Raw genomic sequence first — 15,032 nt, forward strand, 5'->3', positions numbered from 1 at the left:
ATACGACCGACAGCTCTTCTTGCGCAGCGATGGCATGCACGGGTTCAACGAACCGATTCAGTGCACTGGTTCAGCGAACCGATTCAACGAACAGTGGCCAGATGGTTCTGTTCCTGATCGGCGTTCAGTGTTTCCAGGGTCGAGACGAAGTCGTCAATGCCTCGGAACTGGCGGTAAACGGATGCGAACCGGATGTAGGCCACTTCGCTGATCTGTTTGAGATCCCTCAGCACGAATTCACCGATCTCGGTGCTGCTCACTTCCTTGCCGGTGCGTTGCTGGAGTTTCAGTTCGAGTTCTTCCACGAGGGATTCGAGCCGAGAGGTGTCCAAGCCCGTTTTCTCGCAAGCTCGATTCAAGCCGTGCAGCAACTTGCTGCGACTGAAGATTTCACGGTTGCCGTTGCGTTTGATCACCGTGATCGGAACGGTCTCCACCCGTTCGTAGGTGGTGAAGCGAAATTCACAGTTGAGGCATTCACTCCGTCGTCTCACGCTGCGTCCACCATCCGCTGCCCTGGATTCGAGAACGCGACTATCTGTGTTTTGGCAGGAGGGGCACTGCATCCCCGAGGGAATCAATTAGTTGCACCAACTGTAGACACTGATTTGAGACTTGAGAAGGGTTTCGTGGACATCAGTCTCATTTGAGGACTGCGTCGATGGCTGTCGCTGACGTGAGACTGCTGTGATCCACTCGCGCGGACGAGACCGGCTTGCGACGGTGGGTGATGGAAAGCATGAAAAAACCCCGCCTAGGCGGGGTTTTGGGAGATCAAATCACTTACCGATTTTCGGCGGATCGCGGAAGGCGATTGCGAAGAAGAGGGTGGCAATCGCAAGGGTAAGGATGAGGACGTAAGCGAAGCTTTCCATCGTGTTGTTCCTAGAGGGCGATCAGTTGAGGGGAGTTCCAGCGGGGGGAACGTAGCCCTCTGGCAGGCGACGGGTGGTTTTGTCACCGAGCTTGGCGAAGAGGCCAAACTCCACCTGATCTCCGAGGTCGGGATCAATACCAGCGAACACGTCGCGGTAAAGGGTGCGGGCACCGTGCCAGATGTGGCCGAAGAAGAACAGCAGCGCGAAGGTGGCGTGGCCAAAGGTGAACCAGCCGCGTGGCGAGCTACGGAACGTACCGTCAGAGTTGTAGGTCTCACGGTCGAAGTCGAAGGCTTCACCCAGCTGAGCCTTGCGCGCAAGGCGCTTCACGTCGGCGGGGTCAGTGAAGGTCTGGCCGTCAAGTGCTCCACCGAACACCTTGGCGGTCACTCCCTGTTGTTCGAAGGAGAACTTGGCTTCCGCACGACGGTAAGGAATGTCGGCACGGACGATGCCTTGCTCATCTTCCAGAACGACGGGGAAGTTTTCGAAGAAGTTCGGCAGGCGACGGACTTCGAGGTTGCGACCTTCTTTGTCGCTGAATGCGATGTGACCAACCCAAGCGGTTGCCAGACCATCACCGTTCACCATCGGGCCCACGCGGAACAGACCGCCCTTGGCAGGGCTGTTGCCGACGTAGTCGTAGAAGGCGAGCTTCTCAGGGATGGCCTCGAAGGCTTCTTCCTGGGTAGCTCCATCGTCCATCGCGGTTTGTACACGACGGTTGATCTCAGTCTTGAAGTAGCTCTGATCCCACTGGTAACGGGTGGGGCCAAACAGTTCGACGGGAGTCGCAGCAGAGCCGTACCACATGGTTCCAGCCACGATAAAGGCGGCGAAGAACACGGCTGCGATGGCGCTGGCCAGAACGGTTTCGATGTTGCCCATCCGAAGCGCTTTGTAGAGACGCTCGGGCGGACGAGTGGTGATATGGAAGATGCCAGCAATGATGCCGACGATGCCAGCAGCAATGTGGTGGGCAACGATTCCACCGGGATTGAAGGGGTTGAAACCTTCGGGTCCCCAAGACGGTTGAACAGCCTCGAGATGACCGGTTAATGCATATGGGTCAGAGATCCACATGCCTGGCCCGAAGACGCCAGTGAGGTGGAAAGCACCGAAGCCGAAGCAGCCGAGTCCAGCGAGAAGCAGGTGGATGCCAAAGATCTTTGGCAGGTCGAGAGCAGGCTCGCCGGTACGGGGGTCCTGCCAGATCTCAAGATCCCAGTAGGTCCAGTGCCAGATAGCGGCCAGCATCATCAGGCCGGAGAAAACGATGTGAGCGGCAGCGACGCCCTCGAAACTCCAGAAGCCGGGATCAACACCCGTTTCACCGGTGATGCTCCATCCACCCCAGCTGCCGGTCACGCCAAGGCGGGACATGAAAGGCATCACGAACATGCCCTGACGCCACATCGGGTTCAGGACAGGATCAGACGGATCGAAAATGGCCAGCTCGTAGAGAGCCATGGAGCCGGCCCAGCCGGCTACGAGGGCTGTATGCATGAGGTGCACAGCCAGAAGGCGGCCCGGGTCATTAATGACAACGGTGTGCACCCGATACCAGGGCAATCCCATGGGTCAGGTTCGGGGGACAAGACTGCTTATGCAGTCAGACATGGGAGATCGTAAGGGCTTCAGTCCATGGGGCGGGGGAAAAGTGACCTGCCCGCAACGGTCAGTGACATGAAAGTCGGGACCCTGCCGTTCACAAAACGCAATGCTTCAGCCCATGATGGGGGCTGGTTGCTTGTGAGCTCATGCCCGTTATCCGGTTTGTTCGCGAAGGGCGTGATGTGGAGTGTTACCCCGGTGAGAATCTGCGTGAGGTGGCCCGTCGCGAGGGCATCGAGCTCTACGGCCTGAAGGGGCAGCTGGGCAACTGCGGAGGGTGTGGTCAGTGCATCACATGCTTCGTTTCCGTGGTTGACGAAGACAACGCCGATGCGCTGACGGCACGCACTGCCGTCGAAGACAGCAAGTTGCGCCGCCGACCCCAGGAGTGGCGTCTGGCATGCCAGGCCCTGGTGGAGAAGTCCGTCATGGTTCTCACCCGGCCTCAGGTGAGGCTCGCCAATGCCGATTCGAGATTGGCTGCGGCCAGGCAGGCCCCGCTGCCGGCGGGTCCCACGGCATGGCCAGCGCCTCCGGCCAGTGAGCTCGATGAGGAGGACCAGGATGGGGGCGATGGCGACGGCCGAGATGCCAAGGCTGCTACCGCCGGTGACGAGGCCTAGGGCAGACGCTCCCCAGGCCTCTTGTCGGTGATACCTTCGCCTGGATCCCTCCAACGGCCATGGAAACCAACGATCTCGGATTCGTCGCCAGCCTCCTGTTCATCCTGGTTCCGGCGATCTTCCTGATCGTGCTCTACATCGGCACGCAGAACAACGAGGCCTGATTCAGCCTTGTTCAGGCTCACGCACCAGCAGCACAGGGGCTGGTGCATGCACTCGGATGTAGTCGCTAACTGATCCGCCCAGAAGCTTGTCCAAATCCACCAGTCCTCTAGCGACAAGAGGACGTCGGTCCTGAGAGGCGATGACCACCAGGTCGGCGTTGCATTCCGATGCAGCCAGGCAAACGCTGCGACCGATGTCCTTCCCTTCGGTGTGGATGGCTTTCATGTCGACACCGAAACCCCTGGCCCGCTGAACAGCGGCGTCAAGAACCTCGTCTGCTTTTGTGCGGCCTCCCCGAGAGGGTGCTGACTCCTGGCGTACGACATGAACGCCGGTGAGCGTTCCGCCAGGGATTTCACGCACCAGTTCGCAGGCCGTGCGCAGAGCGTCGTCCCCAACGCCTGTTCCGTCGATCGTCACCATCACGCGGTTGACATGCTTGACGTAGAGGTCATCCCGCACCAGCAGCATCGGCCGCGTGGACAGCTGAAAGACGTATTGGCTGGTGCTGTTGGCCAGGATCGATTGAAGCCGTCCCAGGCCGCGGGATCCCATCACGATCAGGTCGGCCTGAACTTCATCGGCAACCTTGAGCACGGTCTGTTTGGTGTCGCCCTCGCGAATCAAGGTGCTCACGCTTGACGGGCTCAGGCCCATGCGCGTGATTGCGCTGTTCAAGAGGTTTTCTGCTTCGTCGCGATGGCCGTCGGATTGCGACTTGCTTTGCTCCGACACCACATGCAGCAAATTGATTTTTGCGGCCTTCAGGCTGGGAATGTCCTGGAGCATCCGGATCATTTCCTCGACGTGACCCTTGCCCGAGTCGGCAATCAGAAGGTTCCTGAACACAGGGAGATGAAGCAGCCTCTGCGGAAGCCTATGGGTGGTTGCCTCCGTGGAGAGAAGCTGATGTCACAGCGTTACGCGGATCATGTACACCCTGAACAAGCGTGTGCTGCCACAGCACACCGATTACGCCGGTGTGATGTGGCATGGGGCCTATGTGCAGTGGCTTGAGGAGGCCAGGGTTGAGGCCCTCCAGGCTGCGGGCCTTGGCTATGCCGCCATGACCGCGATGGGCGTCGATATGCCGGTGGTGTCCCTTCGCCTGGATTACCGCCAGCCGCTCCGGCACGGCGACGAAGTGTGTGTTGAAAGCCGATGCCCTGGTCAGCAGGGGGTGCGCTGGCCATGGATATCACGCTTTGTCTGCGGAGACGCGGTGGTTGCGGTGGCGTCGGTGAATCTGGTGATGGTGCGTGAGGAGCGCGTACTCAGGCGCGTGCCGGCGCAGCTGCAGGAGGTGATGGATCAGCTGGTGCGCCAATCGCTCTGAATCGAGCCCTGAGCCACCGCTGTCGTGCTAGTACACATGTACTTGCTCGGGGCTGGTGCGGGGTGGTGGTGGCTCTGGACCTGTTGCCCTGGCTTGGGCAACGCCCGCATGGCTGATCTGCGCAGGCTTTGCCGCGACCAAGCCATCGGCCCTGATCAGCTCTGGGGGTGGCCGATCGAACACTTGGGCCAGGCGCTGGCTTGGCCGGCGCACTGTTTGCGCGACGTTGAGCGTTACAGGTTCGAGCACGGGGCTGCTCCGAAGCTTGACGTGCCTGCTTGTGCCCTTTTGCCGGGTGATCCTGGTTGGCCTACTTGCTTGGATGTTGTGCAGGCACCCCCTTCCGGGCTCTACGTCGAAGGGGATCGATCGCTGCTTCGGCACATCCATGCCCGCACAGCCATCGCAGTGGTGGGCACGCGTTCCGCCTCGGACCATGGTCTTGCCATGGCTAAAGAACTGGGCCGTGGTCTGGCCGAGGCGGGTTGGCCCGTCCTTAGTGGTCTTGCGGAAGGGATTGATGCTGCAGCCCATCGCGGCTGTTTGGCCAGAAACGGTGCACCCATCGCGGTGTTGGGGACACCCTTGGACCGTGTCTATCCAGCCCACCAGGATCGTTGCAACAGCAGGTCGGCAGGCAAGGGCTGTTGATCAGTCCGAGTCGGTCCGGCTGCCGTGTGCGCCCAGAGCACTTCGCGGCGCGGAACCGTTGGTTGGTGGCCTTTGCCCAGGCGCTCGTGGTGGTGGAGTGTCCGCAACGCAGCGGAGCATTGATTTCGGCCCGCTGGGCGAGCCGGATGCAGTGCCCAATATGGGTGGTTCCGGGGGATGCCCGCCGTTGGTCCTGTCGGGGCAGCAATGCCCTGCTTCGGGATGGTGCGACTGCCTTGATTCACCCTGAGGATCTGCTCGCTTCCATTGGCGAGGGCCCGTTGAGGTCAGAGGAGTCACGCGGCAAGCATCAACGGTTGATGGAGGCCATTGGCTCAGGGGCGACCTTTGATCAGCTGGTGCTTCGTTTGCAGTGCTCCCCCGCTGAGCTGGCCCCCCAGCTTTTGGCGCTCGAATGTCGGCGCGAACTGCTGTGTGAATCTGGATTGCATTGGCGCAAGCCTCGGCCTTGAGAGACTGCACAACCGTTGCCGGCACTGATGTGTTGCAGTGGCGGCGCCAACAACTCGCCCGGGGTGGCACCGCGGCTGATCTGGATTGGCTGCTTGATCTGGCCGCTGGTCTTCGTTGGGCCAGCCTGCAACGGCTGTTGCTGGACCCCACGCGCACCGTCGCCCTGGAGCAGTCCCTTGAGGTGCTCTCTGAGCTGTGGGAGCGTCACCTTCATGGGAATGTTCCCCTCCAGCACCTGGTTGGGCTCTGTCCCTGGCGGGATGTGCTGCTTGAGTCGTCGCCTGCCGCATTAATTCCCCGTCAGGAAACGGAACTGCTGGTGGATCTGGCCATGAGCCAGTTCAAAGCCACCCCTCCCGCTCGTTGGGCTGACCTCGGCACTGGTTCAGGAGCCATCGCTGTGGCTCTGGCCCGTGCCTGGCCCACGGCACCAGGGCATGGCGTCGATCTCAGTTCCGATGCCTTGCAGTTGGCAGAACGCAATCTTGAGCGTTGCGCCCCGCATCACAACTGTTCGCTGCACCTCGGGTCGTGGTGGTCTCCCCTCAAGTGCTGGTGGGGAAGCCTGGATTTGGTGGTCAGCAATCCTCCCTACATCCCCAGTGCTGTGGTTGACGGTCTTGAGGCTGTGGTGCGTGACCACGAACCTCACTTGGCGTTGCTTGGGGGAGCAGATGGCTTGGATGCGATCCGCACGGTGGTGGATGGCGCCCTAATGGGGCTGTCGCCCGGAGGTTGGCTTCTGCTCGAACACCACCACGACCAGAGCGCTCAGGTGACGCAGCTTCTGCGGGATGCCGGCTTGGTGGAGGTCAGAGCGGCCGCTGATCTTGAGGGGACCCTTCGCTTTGCGCTTGCTTGCAAACCTGCCGCATCAAGCTGATGCAACTCCTGCGATGAAGGAAGGATTCATGCCTGCTCCGGTTCTGGCCGCCTCCGACCTGGCGCTGCGGCTTCGTGCCGGTGAAGCCGCCATCATTCCCACCGACACGCTGCCGGGCCTGGCGGTGCTTCCCGATCAAGCCCAGACCCTCTGGCGCTTGAAATTCCGACCAGCCGATAAGCCCCTCATTTTGATGGGAGCATCCGTCAATGACTTGCTCCACGAGGTTGAGGGGCCCTGCCATCGGGAGGTTGAAGCTTTGGCTGAGCGCTATTGGCCTGGAGCGCTCACGCTGGTGTTGCCTGCCCGTGATGACGGTGCGGGCCGGTATCTCAACCCAGGTGGAACAACGCTGGGCTGCCGCATTCCGGCCTGTGAGCAGACCCGCGCACTGCTTCAGATCAGCGGGCCGTTGGCCACCACCAGTGCCAATCGCTCCGGTGAACCCGCCAGCATGACTGCAGCAGAGGCGGCTCTGGTTTTCCCTGATGTCGCGCAGCTGGGTCCGCAGCCCTGGCCTCAACCCTCGGGCCAGGCCAGCACGGTGTTGGTCTGGGTGGAGGAAGGACGCTGGCGCCTGGCGCGCCGGGGTGCTGTGATTCCAGCAGGGGTTGAGGTGCTCGAGTGATTTCGCTTGTTGGGCTCTGCCTGCTGGTGATGGCCTTGCTTCATTGGGTGCTGGAACCCCTTGAAGCGGTCTTCACCTGGACGCTTCAACTGAATCTTCTCCCCTGGTTGTTGGGGGTGTTCTTCATCTGGCTGCTGGCAGGCGAATCAGACCGCAGTACTTCGCCCTGATCCAGATCAAGCCGGCTAACGGATTTGAACCGATGGCCTTCGCTTTACAAAAGCGCTGCTCTACCGCTGAGCTAAGCCGGCATGGGGTGCATCGTACCGGCTGCCAGGCGATTCAAGGCGGGGTCTTGATCGCTAATCAGCCAAAGCACCAGCTCGAGTCGATTGCGACATCCGCTTTTCCGGAGTGCCCTGCTGATGTGGCATTCAACGGTGCGATGACTGATCACCAACCGCTGGGCGATGGCTCGGTTGTTGAGGCCTTCGAGCAACAACAGCACCACCCGCTGTTCAGCGGGGGTGAGGAGGTTTGGGATTCGAGGTTTCAAGCTTGAGCAGGTTGCTGCTCAGAGGGTTCCACCTTTGCGGGTTGGGCGATCGGGCGACGGATCGGCAGGTTGGCCACCAGGGCGGTGACGCGATCTTCCGTCTCGAGGCTCACATCACCTTCAGCGAGGTCGATCTCCACATAGCGGGCCACCACTTCGAGGATCTCGCGCCGCATTTGTTCGAGCAGCTCCGGATTGAGGTCACTGCGGTCGTGGGCCAGCACCAACTGCAGCCGCTCTTTGGCTGTTTCTGCACTGGCGGGCTGACGGCGCAGGAGTTTGTCGATGAATTCCTTGAGTGTCATCGCCTCAGAAAATCCGGGTTTGCATCAGCTTGCGCATCCTGGCGCGGAGGCCGCGGCGGGCCTGGGAGGGGTCCATCAGAGGAATGTCTTCACCCTGAAGCCGTTGAGCGATGTTGCCGTAGGCCTGGGCCGCTGGGGACGACGAATCACTCAGGGTCAAGGGTTCACCGCGGTTGGTGCTCACGATCACCTGTTCGTCTTCAAAAACAAGCCCCAGAAGAGGTAACGCCAGGATGTCGGTGACGTCGTCGACCGAGAGCATTTCCTGATTCGACATCATCTTCGGCCGCACCCTGTTGAGCACGAGCTGCACAGGCTGCACGCCCTGGGTGTTTAGAAGCCCGATCACCCGATCAGCGTCCCGCACGGCGGCCACTTCCGGGGTGGTGATCACCACTGCTTCTCGAGCTGCGGCCGCGGCATTTTTGAATCCATCTTCGATGCCTGCCGGGCAGTCGATCAACACGTAATCGAACTGGCGTTCCAGCAGAGCAACGATGGCTTGCATGTCCTTGGGCTTGAGCCACTCGAGCATCCGAGGGTTGCCCGCAGGGAGCAGGGCCAGATTGGGCTCCTGCTTGTGCTTCACCAGGGCTTGCTCCAGCCGGCAAGTCTCGGCCAACACCTCCTGAGCGGTGTAGACGATGCGGTTCTCCAGGCCCAGGAGCAGGTCGAGGTTCCTCAGACCGAAGTCCGCGTCAAGAACCACGGTCTTGGCGCCTTGGCGAGCAAGGGCGATCCCAAGGTTTGCCGTGGTCGTTGTTTTTCCGACACCGCCTTTGCCAGAACAGATGAGGATGGTTCGGGTCGTCGACACCAGGGTTCTGCTTTGGTGCGGCCAGAATAATCTGGCTTTTGGGCCTGACAACGACGTCAGCGTTTTTGAAAGCTCTGGATGACGGCGGGTTCAATGGCGATCACGCCATCCTTGAGCTCGGCCTGTTCGGCCAAACCCGCCTGGGGCAGATCCTCGGGGCCTCGGGCGACAACGTCAGCAATCCTTAGTTGCAGTGGCCGCAGCTGCAGAGCAACGATTTTCGCGGTTGTTGACCCCTCGCATCCGGCATGGGCCACGCCCCGCAGGCGACCCCACACCAAAACATCAGCGGCTGAACTGATCCGCGCTCCAGGATTCACATCGCCATAGAGAAGGATGGTGCGCTCGCTTTGGAGATGGTCGCCGGAGCGCAGGGTTCCGTGATGAAACAACAGCTCGGAAGGGGCTGTCGTCAAAGGATTGGGCGGGAGTTCACGGCTGGACAGCGTGTTGGACCGGCTTGCGTCCAGTCCCAAGGCTGAAGCACTCACAACCGTCTCGGCTACCTGGCCGGTGATGCGTCCGAGTTGATGGCCTGCCTCGCTCACGGCGGCGCACAAATCAGCGATGTCGCTGCAGGTCAATACCCAGTCCCCGCAATCGAGATCAACAATCGGTTGGGAACACCTGCTCAGCAGATCAGGCAAACGATCCCTCCAGTGATCCAGGCGCTGGTCGGGAAGCCTCAAGGTCATGGCTGCTTCACGCTGCTGCTGCTCGTGGCCATTCAACGTCCATCTCCTGCCTGAGCTCGTTGCTGATGTCGCGGGGGTGAATCAACCAGGAGGTTGCCGCCGGGGTCGCCAGACTTGCGACCAGGGGAGAGGCTTTCTCCAGGGCTTGGAGTTGTTGCCCGTCCCAGAGGCGCAAGCCGCCTCGATAGGGGTGGTACCCGCGCAGCTGTTGATGACGCAATCCGCAGCAGAGTTCAGGGTCGTGGCCATGACGATCGGCCAGACGCCTTGCTGTTGCAAGCAATTGCAGTTGATCCGCCGGGGAAAGATGTTCAACGGCCGTTGCTTTGAGCAGGCGTCGATCCAGGAAACGCCCACTCAGTTCAGCCAGGGCTGCTGGCGCTTCGGCTTGCCAGCGCTGGAGGTGGTAGCCGGTGCGTTGGTCATCGTTGGCGAGGAAGTCCTCCAAGCGGATCTGGTCTGGTTGCCAGAGCCAGGTGGCCATCACCTCATCAGCCCACACCTGGTCAGGCCCCAGTTGTCGTGCCGTCAGGATCAGTTTTTCCAGCAGCCAGTTGCACACCACATTCAACCGGTGGTTGTAGACGCTCCTGTACATGAGGTTTCTCACCACCAGGTAGTGCTCCACAGCCATCAGACCCTTGGGATGAATGGCCATGTCCCCGTCAGGGGCCAGGGTCAGTGCTCCCAGGATGCGGTCGAGATCCAGTTGCCCGTAGCGCGTTCCGGTGCTGTAGCTGTCGCGCAGGAGGTAATCCAGTCGGTCGCAATCCAGCTGACTGCTGACGAGGTGTTTGATCAGGGGGTGAGGGCTGCGTCCATGCTCCAGCAGGTTCGCCACCGCCTCAGCCGTGCCGGATGCATGGCTCTCAAGACATTCATGGATCTCTGGGTGATGCCGGATCACCCGCGCTGACCACGCTTCATGGTGCAGGCCAAACATCTCTTCGCCGGTGTGGCTGAGGGGGCCATGGCCAATGTCATGGAGCAAAGCAGCTCCGTAGAGCAGCCCCCGATACGTCTCCAACTCGGGTGCCAACGGCAGCATCCGCTCAAACGCACGGCGTGCCAGATGAAAGACCCCCAGCGAGTGGGTGAATCGACTGGATTCAGCGCTGTGAAAGGTGAGGTAGGCCGGACCCAGCTGGCGGATGCGTCGCAGGCGCTGGAATGGCGCCGTGTCCACCAGGTCCATCACCATTCCCTCGGCTGGGGCTTGGCGGTCAAGACCAATGCCGCGATGCAGAGGGTCGTGATAGGTCCGCTGACTCATGCCTCGGTCTCGTCAGCGGGTTGTTCCAGCAGGGCCTCCATCCATTGCTCAGCTTCCGAGAGCCAGCGATCACCGTCACCGCCGGGGTTCAGAGGTTCCGGATCTGATAATCCACGATCGGGAGCGATGCCTTCCCCTTGAATGTCCCGTCCACTCGGTGTCACGTAGCCAGCAACGGTCACGGCGAGGCCGCTGCCATCACTGAGGTTGGTCAGCGTTTGAATCAGCCCTTTGCCGAACGTCTGGCCTCCGAGAAGGGTGGCGCGTTCGTTGTCCTGGAGGGCGCCAGCCAGGATTTCACTCGCACTGGCCGTCCCTCCGTTCACGAGGGTGACCATCGGTCCGTCGTACACCGTCTGGAGACTGGCCTGGATGGTGTCATTGATGCCCTCGCGGTTGCGGGTTTCAACGATGGCGCCACCGGAAAGGAAGTCGTCGGCGACTGCCAATCCAGCGCTCACCAATCCGCCTGAGTTGTTGCGGAGGTCGAGCACCAATCCTTCGATCTCTTTGTTCTGCAGTTCTGTAAGGGCTTCTTTCACCTGTTCGGGAACTCCTTCGCTGAACTGGGTGATCCGCAGATAGCCAAGGGTGTGACTGCCGCTGCGCAAGCGTCTTGTACGCACCGGCCTGAGGTCCACGCTGCGGCGTTCCAGGGTTAGCTCGTTTGTTTCACCGCTGCCGTTGTCCAGCGTCAGTACCACCTGCGAACCCACGTCTCCGCGCAGCGCTGCCACGGTTCCCTCCAGACCCAGATCCACCACGCTCCGGCCATCAACAGACAGCAACTGCGTTCCACTGGTGATCTCCGCCTCGCCGGCAGGTGAACCCTCGAGGGCAGAAATCACCACAACACCATTGCCGCTTTCATCCGGCCCGAGTTGCAAGCCCACACCGCTGAGGCTTCCGTTGGTGCTGTTCTTCAGCGCCGTGTAGTCCTCTGGACGAAGCAGCCGCGTGTAGGGGTCGCCCAGCTGAGCCAGCATCGATTCTATGGCTGCATAGGCATCGTTGCTGCTCTCGATGCTGCGTTCCATGGCCTTCTGCCGTTGACGCTTCCAACGCACCGCATCAAGTTGCTCTGGGTTCCAAAAGCCCTGGTTCACAAGCCGCCAGCTGTCCACCACGAGCTGTTGTGTGTCGCTAAGTGCAACGGCTGTGCAGGCGCTGCCCAGCACCAAAAAGCAGCAAAGAGACGCTGCGATCAGTTGCCTCAGCGCCTGAAAACCTTTGCGCCGCAGCCAGTCTGAAAGATCGTTAACAGTTGGATACATCGCGGTGGGTTCGCCTCAGTGGCAGAAGCGTGCTCAGTAGACTTTCGCAACTCGAGCCCGCTTGTGCATGGCGAACTCATCACCGGTTTACGACTGGTTCCAGGAACGTCTGGAAATCCAGGACATTGCTGACGACATTGGTTCCAAGTACGTGCCCCCCCACGTCAACATCTTCTATTGCCTGGGGGGCATCACGTTGGTGTGCTTCCTGATTCAGTTCGCGACTGGTTTCGCGATGACCTTTTATTACAAGCCCACCGTTGCTGAGGCTTACAAGTCTGTCGAATACCTGATGACCGACGTCAGCTTCGGTTGGCTGATTCGCTCTGTGCACCGCTGGAGCGCATCAATGATGGTGTTGATGCTCATCCTCCACGTGTTCCGCGTGTACCTCACAGGCGGCTTCAAGCGTCCCCGTGAGCTCACTTGGGTCACCGGCGTGACCATGGCAGTCATCACCGTGTCTTTCGGCGTGACCGGTTACTCCCTTCCCTGGGACCAAGTTGGTTACTGGGCTGTGAAGATCGTTTCCGGCGTCCCTGCTGCCATCCCTGTTGTTGGCGATTTCATGGTGGAACTGCTTCGCGGTGGCGAAAGCGTCGGTCAGGCCACTCTCACTCGCTTCTACAGCCTTCACACCTTCGTGATGCCCTGGCTGCTGGCGGTGTTCATGCTCATGCACTTCCTGATGATACGGAAGCAGGGCATTTCTGGTCCCTTGTGATCTGCGTTCCTACTGTTCCTTCAACACCTGGATTAAACGATGCACATTCTCAAGAAGCCTGATCTCTCTGACCCCAAGATGCGGGCCAAGCTCGCCAAGGGCATGGGTCATAACTATTACGGCGAGCCTGCTTGGCCTAACGATCTCCTCTACATCTTCCCGGTGGTGATCCTCGGCACCATCGCCTGTGTAGTTGGTCTGGCCGTCCTGGATCCAGCCATGCTTGCTGACAAGGCTGATCCCTTCGCCACCCCTCTGGAAATTCTTCCTGAGTGGTACCTCTACCCCGTGTTCCAGATTCTGCGGGTTGTTCCCAACAAGCTTTTGGGTATTGCTCTGCAAACCCTCGTTCCCCTGGGTCTGATGCTTGTTCCTTTCATCGAGAGCTTCAACAAGTTCCAGAACCCTTTCCGTCGTCCCGTGGCGATGACTGTCTTCCTGACCGGAACCCTTGTCACCATCTACCTCGGTATTGGTGCAGCACTTCCGATCGACAAGTCCCTCACTCTCGGACTGTTCTGATCCGTTCTTCGAGCTCAGTTGATGGACCCTGGCTCCCCGAGCCGGGGTTTTTTTGTGCCATGGCTGCGGTGGTTCGTCAGTGACCCATCGATTCGTCGAGATTGAGCATCAGCACGTCGTCTGGGTTGACGTGGAGAAAGTGGTGCATCAGCAGAAAACCAACGATGGTCCAGGTCTGATAGGTGCGTGATTGCTGTCCAACCCAGGTTCCTGTGGGGCCATCGAAATATTCAGCCCACTGCTGACGGGGCAGTTGGTTGAGATGGCTCCAATAGCACTCGTCCAACAGCGTTTTCATTTGCCCCATCAGCAACACGTCGGCCTGTGGATTCAGTCGTTCGTGCAGAAGGATGGATGCACCAAAAAACCAGAGCAGGCTCGGCCAGTGGCCACCGTTGTGATAGCTCCAGGGCCAGTTCTTGGGGTCGGAGCCCGTTTTGTTCTCCCATTCCACGCCCTCCATGGGGGGATGACAGATGCGCATCGGCATCTGGGCCATGAGGTGGTCACGGTTGTGGAGCACCAGTCGGAACAGGGCCCGTTGCTGTGGCGCGGTCAGCAACCCGAACAGCGATGCCAGGGAATTTCCTAAGGAGTAGAAGCGGAAATCCGGTCGTCCGGTGCGCATGTTGCCGATCATGTAACCGCCACGGTTCTCGAGCCAGTCCTGCAACCAGTCGGGGATGACCTGGGGTTGAACGTTGAATTCGTTGTGGTGCTGGTTTTCGCCGTACTGCTCCGTTGGGCGTCGCCGAAGCACTTGCATCGTTTTGCTGGTCACCCAGTAGTGCTTCAGCAGGAACTGCCGCAAGTCATGGGTCCATTGCCGGCTCAGCCGCAATCGTTCCCCCAGAAGAACGCTGTTCTCGTGGCGTTGGCAGAGTTCCATCAGCCCAACGCAGCTGCGCAGCGCTGCGAAGAGCAGCACTTCCACTTCCAGTGGAGCGCCCCACACGTCCATGGGGCGATCAATCATGAACGCGCAGTCGGGAACGAACAGCACCGGTGTGCCCTCGAAGCTGGGGTGAAGAACCAGATCGAGCAGCAGTTGCAAACCGCGTTGCACTTCCGGACTGCGACCGAAGTCGATGTCCCCACTGCGCTTGACGTAGATCCAGCAGAGAATCGGCCACCAGAGGCTTGCATCCACTGAGGTGATGCGACCGATCGAGCGCTGGCCATAGTCGGCAACCAGTTCTCCCTCTTCCTCCACAAAGCTGGTGGGGAAGACACCGCGGGTTTGAACGTTGGTGCTTTGGAGCTGAAGGCTGACGCTCAAAAACTGCTTCACGATGGCGAAGCGGCCCTCCAGCATCAGGTAGATCATCACGGGAACGTTGTCCCGCAGGAAGATCTCGCCGTAGTTGAGGGCGTCGTCAGCGCGTCGATGTTCCATCGCGGCAACGCTGCCGGCGAGTTCCCCCTGGACGCCAATCAGCGTGGCTTCGAAGTGTTCCCGTGCTTTTTGCAGCACCTGCTCTTCGTTTGAGTTGGGGCGGAAACGCTGGCTTTGTTCGGTGAAACGCGTTGGCATCGCGGTGACCTCCAACTGAAACGTAGTTCTGGCAATGGGTTTCGCCAGTGGAAGCAACCCTTCAGATCTTCAATGCGGCTTGCCCATTGCGACCTCGGGGGATGTGGTGTTATGGTTTTGGCTTGCGCGGGAGCCGAGAG

Annotated in this window: 20 protein-coding genes, 1 tRNA gene and 1 pseudogene; 10 read left to right on the top strand and 12 right to left on the bottom strand. The window is 60.2% G+C overall.

Translation table 11 applies throughout. The features are described 5' to 3' along the window. Positions 1-83: 83 nt before the first annotated feature. The 3 genes from nrdR to psbB all read right to left on the bottom strand — a co-directional run bounded on the left by nrdR (position 84) and on the right by psbB (position 2,456). Entirely contained in the window at positions 84-566 is a 483-nt protein-coding gene (gene nrdR / locus DXY02_RS00775) for a transcriptional regulator NrdR (RefSeq protein WP_114987401.1), read from the bottom strand. A 213-nt stretch (positions 567-779) separates the two neighbouring features. Beyond that, positions 780-875, bottom strand: a complete 96-nt coding sequence (locus tag DXY02_RS00780) for a photosystem II reaction center protein T (RefSeq protein ID WP_011128841.1) — start codon at positions 873-875, stop codon at positions 780-782. A gap of 21 nt (positions 876-896) precedes the next feature. Beyond that, positions 897-2,456: a photosystem II chlorophyll-binding protein CP47 gene (gene psbB, locus DXY02_RS00785; RefSeq protein ID WP_114987403.1), complete on the bottom strand. Its 1,560-nt coding sequence runs from the start codon at positions 2,454-2,456 to the stop codon at positions 897-899. Positions 2,457-2,638: 182 nt separating this feature from the next. On the opposite strand from psbB, the gene DXY02_RS00790 reads away from it, so the two are divergent. After that, positions 2,639-3,115 (top strand): 2Fe-2S iron-sulfur cluster-binding protein, encoded by a 477-nt coding sequence (locus tag DXY02_RS00790; protein WP_114987405.1) that lies wholly within the window; start codon positions 2,639-2,641, stop codon positions 3,113-3,115. 59 nt (positions 3,116-3,174) lie between these two features. Next, positions 3,175-3,279 (top strand): photosystem II reaction center protein PsbM, encoded by a 105-nt coding sequence (gene psbM, locus DXY02_RS00795; RefSeq protein WP_025362091.1) that lies wholly within the window; start codon positions 3,175-3,177, stop codon positions 3,277-3,279. A 1-nt stretch (position 3,280) separates the two neighbouring features. On the opposite strand, the gene DXY02_RS00800 is transcribed toward psbM, so the two are convergent. Further along, positions 3,281-4,129, bottom strand: coding sequence for a universal stress protein (locus tag DXY02_RS00800; RefSeq protein ID WP_114987407.1), 849 nt, complete (start codon positions 4,127-4,129; stop codon positions 3,281-3,283). 82 nt (positions 4,130-4,211) lie between these two features. On the opposite strand from DXY02_RS00800, the gene DXY02_RS00805 reads away from it, so the two are divergent. The 6 genes and pseudogenes from DXY02_RS00805 to DXY02_RS12325 all read left to right on the top strand — a co-directional run bounded on the left by DXY02_RS00805 (position 4,212) and on the right by DXY02_RS12325 (position 7,422). Next, a complete protein-coding gene (locus DXY02_RS00805; RefSeq protein WP_114987409.1) occupies positions 4,212-4,616 on the top strand; it encodes a thioesterase family protein in 405 nt (134 codons plus the stop codon). 108 nt (positions 4,617-4,724) lie between these two features. Next, positions 4,725-5,446, top strand: a pseudogene (locus DXY02_RS00810) (DNA-processing protein DprA); the annotation flags it as partial. 141 nt (positions 5,447-5,587) lie between these two features. Then, entirely contained in the window at positions 5,588-5,740 is a 153-nt protein-coding gene (locus DXY02_RS13160) for a hypothetical protein (RefSeq protein WP_371639813.1), read from the top strand. Continuing rightward, a complete protein-coding gene (gene prmC, locus DXY02_RS00815) occupies positions 5,719-6,624 on the top strand; it encodes a peptide chain release factor N(5)-glutamine methyltransferase (RefSeq protein ID WP_114987411.1) in 906 nt (301 codons plus the stop codon). The genes DXY02_RS13160 and prmC overlap by 22 nt, the downstream gene beginning before the upstream one ends. Positions 6,625-6,637: 13 nt before the next feature. Beyond that, the gene (locus DXY02_RS00820) at positions 6,638-7,252 is read left to right on the top strand and encodes an L-threonylcarbamoyladenylate synthase (RefSeq protein ID WP_244276091.1); all 615 of its coding nucleotides are present in this window, start codon (positions 6,638-6,640) and stop codon (positions 7,250-7,252) included. Next, positions 7,249-7,422, top strand: a complete 174-nt coding sequence (locus tag DXY02_RS12325; protein ID WP_170951286.1) for a hypothetical protein — start codon at positions 7,249-7,251, stop codon at positions 7,420-7,422. Before DXY02_RS00820 ends, DXY02_RS12325 begins: the two co-directional genes overlap by 4 nt. A 9-nt stretch (positions 7,423-7,431) precedes the next feature. On the opposite strand, the gene DXY02_RS00825 is transcribed toward DXY02_RS12325, so the two are convergent. The 7 genes from DXY02_RS00825 to ctpZ all read right to left on the bottom strand — a co-directional run bounded on the left by DXY02_RS00825 (position 7,432) and on the right by ctpZ (position 12,112). Beyond that, positions 7,432-7,503: transfer RNA gene (locus DXY02_RS00825), tRNA-Thr, on the bottom strand. Beyond that, positions 7,494-7,748: a helix-turn-helix transcriptional regulator gene (locus DXY02_RS00830; RefSeq protein WP_114987414.1), complete on the bottom strand. Its 255-nt coding sequence runs from the start codon at positions 7,746-7,748 to the stop codon at positions 7,494-7,496. Before DXY02_RS00830 ends, DXY02_RS00825 begins: the two co-directional genes overlap by 10 nt. After that, on the bottom strand, positions 7,745-8,053 hold the full coding sequence (gene minE, locus DXY02_RS00835) for a cell division topological specificity factor MinE (RefSeq protein WP_006851856.1): 309 nt from the start codon (positions 8,051-8,053) through the stop codon (positions 7,745-7,747). The genes DXY02_RS00830 and minE overlap by 4 nt, the downstream gene beginning before the upstream one ends. Positions 8,054-8,057: 4 nt before the next feature. Continuing rightward, positions 8,058-8,870: a septum site-determining protein MinD gene (gene minD, locus DXY02_RS00840; protein ID WP_006849989.1), complete on the bottom strand. Its 813-nt coding sequence runs from the start codon at positions 8,868-8,870 to the stop codon at positions 8,058-8,060. A 56-nt stretch (positions 8,871-8,926) separates the two neighbouring features. After that, entirely contained in the window at positions 8,927-9,565 is a 639-nt protein-coding gene (minC, locus tag DXY02_RS00845; RefSeq protein ID WP_114987447.1) for a septum site-determining protein MinC, read from the bottom strand. A 7-nt stretch (positions 9,566-9,572) separates the two neighbouring features. Then, positions 9,573-10,838 (bottom strand): HD domain-containing protein, encoded by a 1,266-nt coding sequence (locus DXY02_RS00850; RefSeq protein ID WP_114987416.1) that lies wholly within the window; start codon positions 10,836-10,838, stop codon positions 9,573-9,575. Further along, entirely contained in the window at positions 10,835-12,112 is a 1,278-nt protein-coding gene (gene ctpZ / locus DXY02_RS00855) for a carboxyl-terminal processing protease CtpZ (protein WP_114987418.1), read from the bottom strand. Before ctpZ ends, DXY02_RS00850 begins: the two co-directional genes overlap by 4 nt. 67 nt (positions 12,113-12,179) lie before the next feature. Between ctpZ and petB the strand changes: the two genes are divergently transcribed. Then, positions 12,180-12,836, top strand: coding sequence for a cytochrome b6 (petB, locus tag DXY02_RS00860; protein WP_011363493.1), 657 nt, complete (start codon positions 12,180-12,182; stop codon positions 12,834-12,836). Between the two features lie 39 nt (positions 12,837-12,875). Further along, a complete protein-coding gene (petD, locus tag DXY02_RS00865) occupies positions 12,876-13,358 on the top strand; it encodes a cytochrome b6-f complex subunit IV (RefSeq protein WP_006851144.1) in 483 nt (160 codons plus the stop codon). 76 nt (positions 13,359-13,434) lie between these two features. Here the strand turns inward: petD and DXY02_RS00870 are convergent, their stop codons facing one another. After that, the gene (locus DXY02_RS00870; RefSeq protein WP_114987420.1) at positions 13,435-14,892 is read right to left on the bottom strand and encodes a glycoside hydrolase 100 family protein; all 1,458 of its coding nucleotides are present in this window, start codon (positions 14,890-14,892) and stop codon (positions 13,435-13,437) included. Positions 14,893-15,032 lie beyond the last annotated feature (140 nt).

Source organism: Synechococcus sp. N19 (genome assembly GCF_900474045.1).
Classification (GTDB): domain Bacteria; phylum Cyanobacteriota; class Cyanobacteriia; order PCC-6307; family Cyanobiaceae; genus Parasynechococcus.